This window comes from Gammaproteobacteria bacterium, assembly GCA_014075255.1.
Lineage (GTDB): Bacteria > Pseudomonadota > Gammaproteobacteria > UBA4575 > UBA4575 > JABDMD01.
In genome coordinates this window covers 1,869,838-1,882,520 of sequence record CP046178.1, presented here as the reverse complement: position 1 = coordinate 1,882,520, position 12,683 = coordinate 1,869,838, and the positions used below count along the sequence as shown (strand labels likewise).

Below are 12,683 nucleotides of genomic sequence, written 5' to 3'. Positions count from 1 at the left end.
GTCATTGTTTTATTGTTATAGCGCTCTAGGTGGTGGTACTAAAATAATTTTGTGCAGACTTAGAGTCTTGTTCAATTTGATTTTTCAAATCTTCAAATGATTCAAACTTTTTTTCGTCTCGAAGTTTTTTACAAAAAGTTACTAGAAGAAACTTTCCATATATCTCTTGTGAGAAATTGAATATATGTACTTCTAATTGTGTACGAGTGCCCCCCACTGTGGGTCGATGGCCAATGTTTGCAACACCGCAATATTCAGAACCATCCTCCATGGATACATTTACTGCAAACACACCGCTAACTGCACAATTTCTGCGTTTAATAGGGATATTTGCTGTGGGGAAGCCAATGGTACGACCTTTTTCATCGCCATGTATTACATGTCCTGACATGGAGTATTTACGACCGAGCAATTTTTCTGCTTTATCTAATTCTCCTGTTTTTAAGAAGCCACGAATTAAGCTGCTGCTTACGCGTTTGCCATCATTAATAAAGCTGGCAGTATCTTCTACTTGGTAGTCGAGTGTATTTGCAAAATTTTTCAGTAATTCAAAGTCGCCTTTCCGATCCTTGCCAAAGCGGAAGTTATCGCCAACAGCAAGATACTTTATATGCAATGTATCTACTAATATTTTATTTATGAATGTTTCAGCTGGCATGCTGGCCAATTCGTGATTAAAATTTAAACAGACAAACTGATCGATTCCAAACTTATCAATTAGTGAAAATTTTTCTCTAAAATTAGTCAAACGAGCAGGTGAGTTTTGACCCAGAAAGAATTCATTTGCTGAAGGTTCAAATGCAATAACCATGGAAGGCAATTTTAATGCTTCGCCTTGTTGGATAATTTTATTGATCACCACTTGATGGCCAAGATGCACACCATCAAAATTACCAATTGTAGCAACGACTCCAGATGAGTCACTTTTGTGGCTATGTATAGTGCGTATGAGTTGCATAGGATTGGGATTCGTAAAGTAAACTTATTGCAGTACAAAATCTTTTTTTCGAACGCCCAGTACTGCCAGCGCGCCAATATACAGCACTACCCCCAGCAGCATAAAGCCTAAAAGTGCAGTAATACGATTAAAGCTATCCCATTCCAACCATTGTGACGTAAGTGGTAATACTTGTGTCAGTGCTAGTGTCATCAGGATTGATGCGATGATGATCTGAGTTAAGTATTTTGACCATCCGGCTTGCATCGATATAGATGCTGATTTTTTCAACATGATGTATAGCAGTATGGCATTTAAGTAAGCCGATATAGAAGTTGCTAAAGCAAGCGCAGCATGCGGGCCTGGTAATTTGTATTTTGTCCATAACCATAAAAAAACTAGATTTAAGCTAATGCTGCAAAGCATTGCGATCACGCCAATCTTGACGGGTGTCTTAGTGTCTTGGCGCGAATAAAATCCTGGCGCTAACACTTTTATTAATATGAATGCAGGCAAACCCAGCGCATAGGTCATCAAGCTAAGTGAGGCCATGTTGGTATCGAATACAGTGAACTCACGATATTGGATCAGTGATATTAAAATGGGTTTGGCAAATAAAATTAAGCCTATTGCACTAGGTAGTGCAATAAAGATTGAGAGCTTTAAAGCCCATTCAAGTGTTTGATTGAAACCTGAGGTGGATTGATTAACGTATTGTTTTGATAGTCTCGGCAGAATGATAGTAGCGGTAGCGACACCAAATATTGCCAACGGCAGTTCGACAAAACGATCAGATATATATAACCAGCTAATGCTACCTACTGCTAAGAAAGAGGCGATTAGCGTATTAATTAACAGGTTAATTTGTACGATTGATGAGCCAAAAATTGCCGGCAGCATAAGACGGCCAATTTTTTTAACTCCGTCAGATGCACCATGCAAAGAAAATTTTGGTAATAAACCCAGGCGGCTTAAAAAAGGGATTTGAAATAATAGCTGAGCTACCCCAGCGATAAATACACCCCAAGCCAGAGCAACCACGGGTTGTTCAAACTGTGGCGCCAACCACAGGGTTGCTGCAATGAGTGAAAGATTTAAAAATGTTGGTGTGAAGGCGGGAACCGCAAACTGGTTAAAAGTATTTAGAATTCCAGCGGATAGGGCGGTTAGCGAAATAAACAATATATAAGGGAAGGTTATACGCAACATTTGCCCCGTGAGCTCAAATTGCTGTGGGTCATTAGTAAAACCTGGAGCAAATACATATATTAGTAGCGGTGCGATGAGTACGCCGACGATCGTTATCAGCAACAAAATTAAGCCCAACACTCCTGATGCATGATTGACCAAGTTCTTCATCTCTTGTTCTGTATGCTTCTCTTTATACTCGGATAACACCGGCACAAAGGCTTGAGAGAAAGCTCCCTCAGCGAAGAGTCGACGTAGGAAGTTGGGGATGCGAAAGGCTACAAAAAAGGCATCCGTGCTACCTGTGGCGCCCAAAAAGATGAATATCACCGCATCTCGGATGTAGCCGAAGATCCTGGAGATAAAGGTCATAGCGCTGATGACAGCCGTAGACTTGAATAGGGCGCGGTGTTCAGCCATTTGTGGATAATTATAAGGTGTTTATGGGGTTAGTTGGCAGAAATGAACGGGCTTGAGGTTGACATTTTTTTATCTTACTACCATAGTACGCGACCCGAACAGAAGAACTATAGCCCAGAATTTAAGCAATATATTTGAGCTATAAATAACAAGTAATAGGATCAATTTTGGCTAATATACAATCAGCAAAAAAACGTGCTCGCCAAGCGATTAAAAACCGCTTACATAATGCTGGACAGCGTTCTCACTTACGCACCAAGATCAAAGCGGTAGTCAAATTGATTGATTCAGGTGATAAGAGTGCTGCAGCTGAAGCCTATAAAAATGCTGTGCCAGTGATTGATGCATCCGTTAGCAAAAAGCTGATTCATGCCAACAAAGCGGCACGTCATAAGAGTCGTCTGAACGCTCGAATCAAATCTATGTAGCAAGCCGCTGTAGAAACTTTTTCTCTTTACAGCACGACAAGATTATCCCGGTGGATCAACTCAGGTTCTTCAACATAACCTAGCGTAGATTCAATTTCAGTACTCGCTTTACCCTTCAGCTGGCTCGCTTCCTTTGCATTGTAATTTACGAGTCCACGCGCTATTTCTTTACCTTTGCTATTAAAGCAGCTAACGACTTCGCCTCTTTCAAAGCTACCTTTTACGTTTTGAACGCCAATGGATAATAAACTTTTCCCATCTTTGCAAATTACTTGGCAGGCGCCATCATCTAATATGAGTTCGCCATTTGTATAAAGTTGGTTAGCAATCCATTGTTTACGAGCAACTAGAGGTTCGTTATCTGGGTATAGCAATGTTCCGTGTTGTTTACCATCAGCAATTTCTAATAAAACATTACTGACTTTTCCTGGTGCAATCACTGTCGCTGCACCTGCACGGGCAGCAAGCCGAGCTGCAGATACCTTGGTTAGCATGCCTCCGCGCCCTAGTGCTCCAGCACTTGGACCGGCTACTTTATCTAGCAATGTATTATTTGCAGAAATTTCATCAATGAGCTTATTTTCTAAATTGTCTTGGGGGGGTGTCTCAAACACTCCTTGTTGATCGGTCAATATAATTAATGCATCGGCTTCAACAAGGTTACTCACTAATGCTGCTAGGGTATCGTTATCACCAAATTTTATTTCATCGGTTGCAACCGTATCATTTTCATTTACTACAGGAATCACTTTTAATGACAATAATTTTCGTAACGTTGTGCGTGCATTTAGATAACGTTTTCGATCCTGCAAGTCTTCATGGGTAAGTAATACTTGTGCACTATGTAATTCGTGTTTCTGTAAACATGATTCATAGGCTTGAATTAAACCCATTTGGCCTACTGCGGCGGCGGCTTGTAATTCATACACTGCATGCGGCCTTTTATCCCAAGCTAGGCGATTCATGCCCTCAGCTATGGCACCAGAAGAAACCAGGATAACTTCCTTGCCTGAGTTAACTAAGCTGGCAAGTTGTGAAGCAAGATTGGCAATAGCCCCCATGTTTAAGCCGCGGCCATTATTGGTTACCGAAGAACTTCCGACCTTAACTACCCAGCGTTGACCCTGGCTAACTTTATGTCGGTAATTATCAATTTTCTTGCTCATTTAGGGCTCACTGTCTGGCTCATTTAAATAGCGATAAATGTTATTGCATAATTCTTCAGTTCCGGATTTATTGATAGAGGATACTGAAAACACAGGGCCTTCCCAGTTTAATTCGTTTATGCATTTATCAATAGTGGCTTTACAAACGTCTTCAGGAAGCAGATCAGTTTTAGTAAAAACTAACCATCGATCTTTGCTGCCTAGTTCATTGCCGTGTTCATCGCTGTATTTTTTTATTTCATTCAATATAGAGAAATAATCTTTGCTTACATCTTTTTCATATTCAGCGGGTGCTAATTCGATCATATGCAATAGTAATCTTGTACGTGCTAAGTGTTTAAGAAATTGTATACCTAAACCTGCGCCTTCTGCAGCGCCTTCAATTAAGCCTGGAATGTCTGCAATTACAAAACTCTTGTGCGGCGCGATATACACCACGCCTAAACTCGGATACAAAGTGGTAAAATGGTATTCTGCCACCTTAGGCGTAGCCGAAGATAAAGTTCGTATTAAAGAAGACTTCCCAACACTCGGCAACCCTAGCAAACCAACGTCGGCAAGTAGCTTAAGCTCCATGTGTAAGTCACGCACATCTCCTTGTTCGCCTGGAGTGGTTTTGCGCGGCGCACGATTGGTAGAAGTTTTAAACCGCGCATTACCTAAGCCATGCAGGCCACCCTTGGCAACTAATAATTGCTGATCATGTTTGGTTAGATCGCCAATAATTTCTTTGGTTTGCGCGTCTTTTACAATCGTCCCTAATGGAATTTTAATAAATTTATCTTCGCCTTTTTTCCCAGTGCGATCTTTGCCCAAACCATCTTGGCCGCGTTGTGCTTTAAAAGAACGTGAATTACGAAAATCCGCTAGCGTATTTTGATTCTCATCGGCTACTAAATAGATGCTTCCACCATCTCCACCGTCACCACCATCTGGGCCACCCAGTGGAATATATTTCTCGCGCCGGAAGCTAAGGCCACCATTACCACCATTGCCGGCTTGGACGTGGATTATTGTTTCATCTACAAATTTCATGGTCTTGAAAGCCCTGATTTATTTTATGCTTTGTTAAATATATTTTCCAAAATACTCATTTGCTAACAAGCAAACTCCGCTTTTGAAAAATATATTTGCCTCGCCTAAATCACTCATAGTAAATAAATTCTGTGTTAATAAATCAGGGCTTTCAATTATTTTCTTTAAAGCAAAAAAAAGCCCCGACGCTGCGGGGCTTTGCAAACTTATAAAAATAAGTATTTAGTGCACCGCTTCTATGCGTACATATTTTCTGTTCTTCGGGCCTTTAGTTTCAAATACTACACGACCACTTTCTTTAGCAAACAATGTATGATCTTTACCGCAACCCACGTTTACGCCTGGGTGAAATTGAGTGCCACGTTGACGAACGATAATATTGCCTGCTAACACTTCTTCACCACCAAAGCGTTTTATACCGAGTCGTTTAGACTCTGAATCGCGACCGTTACGAGTACTACCACCTGCTTTTTTATGTGCCATTGTTAAATCCTACTTGCTAAATTCTATTTTGAGATACCGGTAATCTTTACTTCTGTAAAAGACTGACGATGACCCATGCGTTTCATATGGTGTTTGCGACGTTTAAATTTAATCACTTCAATTTTCTTAGCACGCGCTTGGTCTTGTACCTCGCCCATTACTTTTCCGCCATCTACATAGGGTGCGCCAATTGTTACATCTTCACCATCGGCAAGCAAAAGCACTTGATTAAACTCCACTTTCTCGCCAGGATCACCAGCAAGTTTTTCGACCTTGATTTGGTCGCCTTCCTGGACACGATATTGTTTGCCGCCTGTGGCGATAATTGCGTACACCTTAGAGTTCTCCGTTATGAGGGGTCTGAAAAGAGGCGCAATTTTAGCGATACGGTCCTGGTGGGTCAATCAAATATGCCCTGAATTGGCATGTATAGTTATGATATACCTAAAAAAACAGCCTAAGTAGCTATTCTAGGCACATATAGAAGAGTAAGAACCTAACCAATATGGATTTTAAAAGTGTACAAAGCCTCGTTGCAGAGGATATGGAGGGTGTAAACAAAGCTATTCGCCAGTACCTGCATTCTGATGTTGCGCTGATTAGCCAAATGGCTAATTACATTATAAATAGTGGTGGAAAACGTCTAAGACCTATTCTGGCAATTTTATGCGCCCGGGCCTGTGGCTATTCAGGAGAAAAGCATTGCCTGGTGGCCGCTATAATCGAATTTATACATACCGCAACCCTGTTGCATGATGACGTGGTAGATGAATCCAGCCTACGTCGCGGGCATGAAACTGCGAATGCTATTTGGGGGAATGAATCCAGTGTGTTGGTGGGCGACTTCGTATTTTCTCGTTCGTTTGAAATGATGGTGGATGTGGGTGAAATGCGCGTTATGGAAATTTTAGCGCGGGCATCGAATACGATTGCAGAAGGTGAAGTAATGCAGTTATTAAACTGCAATGACCCCGACACCACTGAAGAGCGTTACATGACGGTCATCCAATCAAAAACCGCAAAGCTATTTGAAGCGGCATGCCAGCTGGGTGCAATCTTGGCGGGCCAAAGCAACGAGATTGAACAAGCTTGTGCTGCGTATGGCACCCATATTGGCACTGCATTTCAACTCAAAGATGATCTACTAGATTATCAAGCTTCGCCTGATGAGATGGGAAAAAACATTGGCGATGACTTAGCTGAAGGTAAGCCCACGCTGCCATTAATTTATGCTTTAAAAAATAGTTATGGTTCTAACGCAAAGATGATTCGAGCTGCGATCATCAATGGTGGTAAGCATCACATGCAAGACATCATGCAGGTTATAGAATCAACCAATGCCATTGCATACACTGAAGAGTGCGCGAACCAACAAGCACAAATGGCTAGGCAGCAAATCGAAATGTTACCGAACAACCCATATCGAGATGCGTTAGTTGAGTTAACAAATTTTGCTATTGCGCGCAATGCGTAAATAAATTGATGAATAACAGAATTTAAATAAGGTTTATTTGAGAAGGCATTATTAGAATTGTATTCAAATTTTCTTGAGTAAATGCTCAATGAAATAAATGGGAAAAGAGAAATTTAAATTAATTAATAAATACAGTTAGCTACAGTATAAGCTAAAGGTTAATTTTAATCCCACAATAATTCAGTTATTGAAACATTGCATGAAATATACAAAAATGTGGATATATAGATTCCATGAATTTAAAAAGGGACAGACATATGAAAATCAGGGGCTCAAAATTCATCTTTAGTTTTTTTACTGCAGGTACCTTGTTGCTATGTAGTTTAAATACATCAGTATTTGCGGTAGAGATTGTTGTAGAAAATCCACTTAATCCGTCATTTGACTCGGTATTATTTTACCGTGATCGGGTTGCACCAGGCTTAGGCAGTAATGGTGGTGATTTCTTAGTATGGGATCTGTTTGTGAGTCCAAACCCAGGCGGGTCACTAGATGGTGTGCCGTTCGGAGGCGGTGTTGGTGGGGATCAAACACAAATACAATTTCAAGGACTAATTGATATAAATGAAACTGTATTTGGGCCAAATGGCCCTTTCCCGCAAAACACTTTTTTTTCGCCTTTACCGCCTTTTAATACTGTTAATGATGGGGTAATTCCTTACATTGGCTCCCCAGTATTTCCAAACGAATATGCGATTAATGCAGCTTACAATACACAATTGTTAGGGACTTGGAATGCTACGATTACTAATGATAATCCAGCGATCACGAATTCACCCTTAGATATTGTTTTTCCCAGCTTGGGAAGAGACGGAATTCCTGAACCCATAGAAGTACCCTTTGTGCAATCTGTGGCTCTCTCAGGTTCAGGGTCACAACCCACATTAGATTTTCAGCTGCCAGCAGGTATTGATTTTATTGAGATCGATATCATCGACCGCACTGACCCTGATGCAGGGTTTGGTTTTGTGTCTACTGATTTTTTACCGCCTACCGCGACAAGTTATACAGTTCCTGATTCGGCACAGTTAGTAGATGGTAGAGGCTACACAATAAGGCTGGTACTAAATGATACCGATCCAACTACTGGGCAACTCACAAGTCGATCAATCTCATATTTTGATTTCAATTTATTAGGTGATACTGATCCTCCGAATGTGGTGCTTCCTACTGTTGTAACGAGTGGTGCAGGCACGCCTATCTATACATTTAATACACAAGTTGTTGCTGGCCAAACTGTTTTTATTGATCCAGAAGTAGCCGTAGGCTATGACTATGAGGTGGGCGCAGGTGACCCTCTATTTGCCTCTGTGCTATTGCCATCGATAGGAGATGATCTTTTTGATTTGTTCCTATTTGATGAGATGGAAAATCCATTTGATACCGGGCTTGATCTCATGTCAGGTGTAGTATTTGATTTTTTAGCCGGACTATCAGGGTTTGCCTCAATGCTAGGTTTTGATCCAAGTAATGGTATTGATAAGTTTAGTGTAAGAGGTATTGAGGAGTCTGCTGGTGCAGATCCTAATGATGTGACTGCATTTATTACTGGGCTTACTTTTGCAGACAGTGGTACCTTCACTGGAACACAGACGCCAATAGTAGTAGAAGTGGTAGACGTACCTGAACCTTCTACTTACATGCTACTTGGACTGGGTATGATAGGTCTACTTGGTTTTTCGCGTAAGAAACAGAACTCTCGTACTTCTTAAACCTAGTCTTACCATTATTTAAAAGCCGGCCGATAAGCCGGCTTTTTTATGCGTGGAATATTTAGATAAGCTTAAACTAAAAATGATATAGATTTGTTAGAACTACGCTAACGTTAAGTTAGATGCTCACGTACATGCATCGAGTCACGTAATGAAAGGAAAAGAAAAGGGTAACAGTCTGTTACCCTTTTTTAGAACTATAGTGCGATTACCCTAAATGCTGTAATACTGCATCCATACTGTCTTTTGCATCACCAAATAGCATGTCAGTGTTGTCCTTTAAGAATAAAGGATTGTCTACACCGGCGTATCCTGAGGCCATACTTCTCTTAAGCACGATACATGAACTGGCTTTCCAAACTTCTAGTACAGGCATACCTGCAATCGGGCTGTTCGGATCAGTCTGTGCACTTGGATTCACAATGTCGTTCGCACCGATGACTAATGAAACATCCGTATCAGGGAAGTCATCATTAAGCTCATCCATTTCAAGCACAATATCATAAGGCACCTTGGCTTCCGCAAGTAATACGTTCATGTGTCCGGGTAAGCGGCCCGCAACCGGGTGAATACCAAAGCGGACATTCTTACCTTTCGCTCGTAGCTTTTTAGTAATTTCACTTACCGTGGTTTGTGCTTGCGCAACCGCCATTCCATAGCCTGGAACGATAATTACATTACTCGCATCTTTTAGGAGTCCGGCAACTTCTTCAGCGGTAGTAGAAGTTACTTCACCATCTTCTTCACCTACTGTTGCTGCTGCGCCGCCTCCGGTGCCAAAGCCACCCAAAATCACACTGATGAAACTACGATTCATCGCACGGCACATAATGTAACTCAAGATGGCACCACTAGAACCAACCAATGCACCGACTACAATCAGTGCGGTGTTACCTAACATGAAACCAGTCGCTGCAGCGGCCCAGCCGGAATAACTATTCAGCATAGAAACTACAACTGGCATATCTGCACCACCAATCGCCATCACAAGATGAATACCAATGATGCCAGCAATGATCGACATAATGATTAACGGAGTTAATCCTGCATCATGCGAGCCAGATTGTAAGAACATGTAACCAAAGTAAATGCATGCGATTAACATTCCTAGATTAAGCCAATGTCGCATTGGAAGTGTTAGAGGTTTACCGCCAATGATGCCCTTGAGTTTTCCAAAGGCGATGATCGAGCCGGTAAACGTAATCGCACCGATAAAGATACCCAAATACACTTCGACTTCATGAATGACTTTTTCAGTACCTTCCAAATGCATGGTTGGATCCATATAACTGGAATAGCCCACCAACACAGCAGCGAGACCGACTAAGCTGTGAAAGCCTGCTACCAGTTCTGGCATGGAGGTCATTTCGACTTTCATAGCAACGATGGCGCCTATGATTCCGCCTAAGATCATCGCTGGAAATAGGATTTCAAAATTTCCTACTCTGCCACTGAGAATTGTTGCTATAACGGCAATGGTCATGCCGATGATGCCAAACAGGTTGCCGCGACGTGCTGTTTCCTGATTGCTCAAGCCGTTCAAGCTGAGAATAAAGAGAGCACCAGCAGCTAAATACGCTGCCCCTAACATTTGTGGATTCATTGTCATTTTTATTCTCCCTTAATCGTCTTTGCGGAACATTTGTAACATCCGCTGTGTGACAGCAAAGCCGCCACCAATATTTATGGATGCTATGAAGACTGAAAATGCAGCCAGTCCAACAATCAATCCAACACTACTGCCGATCTGCAACAAGGCACCCACTATAATTACGCTACTAATTGCGTTGGTTACACTCATGAGTGGGGTATGCAGTGCAGGGCTTACATTCCACACTACCCAGTAACCAATAAAGCATGACAGTACAAATACTGTGAAATGTTGCATGAATTCTGCCGGTGCGGAGTTTCCGATCCACCATAACAATCCTGCGGCTAAGATAAGCGCGATAGGAGCACCCATGCCGCTCGACTTTTTTTCTTCCTGTATAACCGGTGCAGCCGCTGCTGATTTTGCAGGTGCAGCTGATACCGCAAGTGGTGGTGGCCAGGTGATTTCACCTTCTTTAATAACAGTCGTACCACGGATTACATCGTCTTCCATGTTTACATTAATGTTGCCGTCTTTCTCTGGTGTAAGGTCTGTAAGCATGTGGCACAAGTTTGAACCATATAACTGACTGGATTGAGTCGGTAGACGACTTGGTAAATCCATGTAACCTATCAGCGTTACACCGTGTTTAACCGCAACTTCTCCAGGAACCGTTAGTTCGCAGTTACCGCCTTGTTCTGCAGCCAGGTCAACAATGACGCTGCCTTCTTTCATCATTTCAACCATGTCGGCCAAAATGAGTTTCGGTGCAGGTTTGCCTGGTATAAGTGCGGTAGTAATAATGATGTCGACTTCTTTAGCTTGCTCTCGGAACAACGCCATTTCTGCATCAATAAATTCTTTGCTCATGGTTTTGGCGTAACCACCTGCGGTGCCGCCTTCTTCGTCTTGTTCAAATTCTAGTTCTAAGAACTGTGCACCCATACTTTCCACTTGTTCCTTAACTTCTGGGCGAGTGTCAAAAGCACGAACGATTGCGCCAAGACTGTTGGCTGTACCTACTGCAGCAAGTCCTGCAACACCGGCACCAATGACCATCACTTTTGCAGGTGGAACTTTACCTGCAGCGGTGATTTGACCTGTGAAGAAGCGTCCAAAATGGTTAGCGGCTTCTACGACTGCACGATAGCCAGCAATATTGGCCATCGAAGAGAGGGCATCAAATTTTTGCGCACGAGATATGCGTGGCACGGAATCCATTGCCAAGATGGTGGCTTTACGGCTTTTAAGTTTTTCTAATAAGTCTTCATTTTGTGCAGGCCAGATAAAGCTTATTAAGTTGCTGCCTTCATCTAATAAATCGGCCTCGTGCATTCCCAAAGCATTGTTTTGCTCCGGTGCACGCACTTTTAAGATAATGTCTGATTCAGACCAAAGTTGTTTGGTATCCGAAATAACTTCGACACCGGCATCTTTATAAGCCTGGTCTGTAAAATTTGCACTGGCACCGGCACCTGCTTCAATTGCGCACTCATAACCAAGTTTTTGTAGGCGCGCAGCCGTATCGGGTGTCATGGCAACGCGACATTCATTCTCATGAATTTCGTTTGGTACACCAATCTTCATAGCGGATAGTTCCTCTGTAGACATGCTTAATTAACTACTCAATCATTCATCTTTATGATCTTTGCAACAAATAGATTCCAAGCCAAAATACGCATGGCAGATTCACTTGGGGTTATTTGAAAGCGTTGAGAAAGATTGCAGTTACTTAATTAAGGTTTTTTAATTATGCTTTTTTATTATAGAGGTCATAATATATAACTAAGATGCTATTGGCTATTAGAAGCTCTTTCCCCTATGAGAAAATAAGTTATCCAATAAGGGTTGAAGAGAGAAAATTTGGTTATTTTCTGAGCATTTTCCTCTTTGATTTCTTTAACTGTTGCTTCTCTATTTCTGCCACGCGTTTTTCCCAGCGCGCCAAGGCTTTGGCGTAATAGTCATGCACACACGGGTCACAGCCACGTTCGCAGCACTCATAAGGCTCAGGAGACGTAGGCTTAGGAGGTAGCTTGAGAGTATTATCTTTTGGCTTGTTATTGCTGTAGCTCATCACTCTATATTGAATCACCAAAGGTAAAAATATAAAACCATTAGTTTATTTATGGTATTTGCTCGTAATAAGACTCGTTAGACCAAAATGCTGCCATTAGTCGATACATGGTTAAAATTAAAAGTATGAATAAACGAATAACATGTAAATTAGTGCGGCCAAGGGTTTATTT

The 12,683-nt window shown here is 41.8% G+C and carries 12 protein-coding genes; 3 read left to right on the top strand and 9 right to left on the bottom strand.

Annotated elements, in window-relative coordinates; genetic code table 11:
- Positions 1–25: 25 nt before the first annotated feature.
- Together ribF and murJ are read right to left on the bottom strand one after the other, a co-directional pair.
- Complete coding sequence (gene ribF / locus GKR92_09605) at positions 26–958, bottom strand: bifunctional riboflavin kinase/FAD synthetase (protein QMU61938.1); 933 nt, start codon at positions 956–958, stop codon at positions 26–28.
- 24 nt (positions 959–982) lie between these two features.
- Positions 983–2,545 (bottom strand): murein biosynthesis integral membrane protein MurJ, encoded by a 1,563-nt coding sequence (murJ, locus tag GKR92_09600; protein ID QMU61937.1) that lies wholly within the window; start codon positions 2,543–2,545, stop codon positions 983–985.
- A gap of 167 nt (positions 2,546–2,712) precedes the next feature.
- On the opposite strand from murJ, the gene rpsT reads away from it, so the two are divergent.
- Positions 2,713–2,973: a 30S ribosomal protein S20 gene (rpsT, locus tag GKR92_09595; protein QMU61936.1), complete on the top strand. Its 261-nt coding sequence runs from the start codon at positions 2,713–2,715 to the stop codon at positions 2,971–2,973.
- Positions 2,974–2,999: 26 nt separating this feature from the next.
- Here rpsT and GKR92_09590 read toward each other — a convergent pair whose 3' ends face one another.
- From GKR92_09590 to rplU, 4 genes are all read right to left on the bottom strand, one after another.
- Positions 3,000–4,139, bottom strand: coding sequence for a glutamate 5-kinase (locus GKR92_09590; GenBank protein ID QMU61935.1), 1,140 nt, complete (start codon positions 4,137–4,139; stop codon positions 3,000–3,002).
- Positions 4,140–5,174: an Obg family GTPase CgtA gene (gene cgtA, locus GKR92_09585; GenBank protein ID QMU61934.1), complete on the bottom strand. Its 1,035-nt coding sequence runs from the start codon at positions 5,172–5,174 to the stop codon at positions 4,140–4,142. It lies immediately after the preceding gene.
- Between the two features lie 222 nt (positions 5,175–5,396).
- Complete coding sequence (gene rpmA / locus GKR92_09580) at positions 5,397–5,657, bottom strand: 50S ribosomal protein L27 (protein ID QMU61933.1); 261 nt, start codon at positions 5,655–5,657, stop codon at positions 5,397–5,399.
- Between the two features lie 23 nt (positions 5,658–5,680).
- Positions 5,681–5,992, bottom strand: coding sequence for a 50S ribosomal protein L21 (gene rplU, locus GKR92_09575; protein ID QMU61932.1), 312 nt, complete (start codon positions 5,990–5,992; stop codon positions 5,681–5,683).
- 170 nt (positions 5,993–6,162) lie between these two features.
- Here rplU and ispB point away from each other — a divergent pair, with 170 nt between their 5' ends.
- Both ispB and GKR92_09565 read left to right on the top strand, forming a co-directional pair.
- Complete coding sequence (gene ispB / locus GKR92_09570) at positions 6,163–7,131, top strand: octaprenyl diphosphate synthase (GenBank protein QMU61931.1); 969 nt, start codon at positions 6,163–6,165, stop codon at positions 7,129–7,131.
- 257 nt (positions 7,132–7,388) lie between these two features.
- The gene (locus GKR92_09565; GenBank protein QMU61930.1) at positions 7,389–8,843 is read left to right on the top strand and encodes a PEP-CTERM sorting domain-containing protein; all 1,455 of its coding nucleotides are present in this window, start codon (positions 7,389–7,391) and stop codon (positions 8,841–8,843) included.
- A gap of 208 nt (positions 8,844–9,051) precedes the next feature.
- Here the strand turns inward: GKR92_09565 and pntB are convergent, their stop codons facing one another.
- The 3 genes from pntB to GKR92_09550 form a co-directional block, all read right to left on the bottom strand.
- The gene (pntB, locus tag GKR92_09560) at positions 9,052–10,446 is read right to left on the bottom strand and encodes a Re/Si-specific NAD(P)(+) transhydrogenase subunit beta (protein QMU62766.1); all 1,395 of its coding nucleotides are present in this window, start codon (positions 10,444–10,446) and stop codon (positions 9,052–9,054) included.
- 18 nt (positions 10,447–10,464) lie between these two features.
- Positions 10,465–12,021, bottom strand: coding sequence for a Re/Si-specific NAD(P)(+) transhydrogenase subunit alpha (locus GKR92_09555; protein ID QMU62765.1), 1,557 nt, complete (start codon positions 12,019–12,021; stop codon positions 10,465–10,467).
- Positions 12,022–12,301: 280 nt separating this feature from the next.
- Positions 12,302–12,511, bottom strand: coding sequence for a hypothetical protein (locus GKR92_09550; GenBank protein ID QMU61929.1), 210 nt, complete (start codon positions 12,509–12,511; stop codon positions 12,302–12,304).
- Positions 12,512–12,683 lie beyond the last annotated feature (172 nt).

What these genes read in the sequence shown, in the direction of transcription:
- rpmA (QMU61933.1), bottom strand. Translation starts at nt 5,657, where the DNA reads ATGGCACATAAAAAAGCAGGTGGTAGTACTCGTAACGGTCGCGATTCA.
- ribF (QMU61938.1), bottom strand. Translation starts at nt 958, where the DNA reads ATGCAACTCATACGCACTATACATAGCCACAAAAGTGACTCATCTGGA.
- murJ (QMU61937.1), bottom strand. Translation starts at nt 2,545, where the DNA reads ATGGCTGAACACCGCGCCCTATTCAAGTCTACGGCTGTCATCAGCGCT.
- pntB (QMU62766.1), bottom strand. Translation starts at nt 10,446, where the DNA reads ATGAATCCACAAATGTTAGGGGCAGCGTATTTAGCTGCTGGTGCTCTC.
- GKR92_09555 (QMU62765.1), bottom strand. Translation starts at nt 12,021, where the DNA reads ATGAAGATTGGTGTACCAAACGAAATTCATGAGAATGAATGTCGCGTT.
- GKR92_09590 (QMU61935.1), bottom strand. Translation starts at nt 4,139, where the DNA reads ATGAGCAAGAAAATTGATAATTACCGACATAAAGTTAGCCAGGGTCAA.
- cgtA (QMU61934.1), bottom strand. Translation starts at nt 5,174, where the DNA reads ATGAAATTTGTAGATGAAACAATAATCCACGTCCAAGCCGGCAATGGT.
- GKR92_09565 (QMU61930.1), top strand. Translation starts at nt 7,389, where the DNA reads ATGAAAATCAGGGGCTCAAAATTCATCTTTAGTTTTTTTACTGCAGGT.
- ispB (QMU61931.1), top strand. Translation starts at nt 6,163, where the DNA reads ATGGATTTTAAAAGTGTACAAAGCCTCGTTGCAGAGGATATGGAGGGT.
- GKR92_09550 (QMU61929.1), bottom strand. Translation starts at nt 12,511, where the DNA reads ATGAGCTACAGCAATAACAAGCCAAAAGATAATACTCTCAAGCTACCT.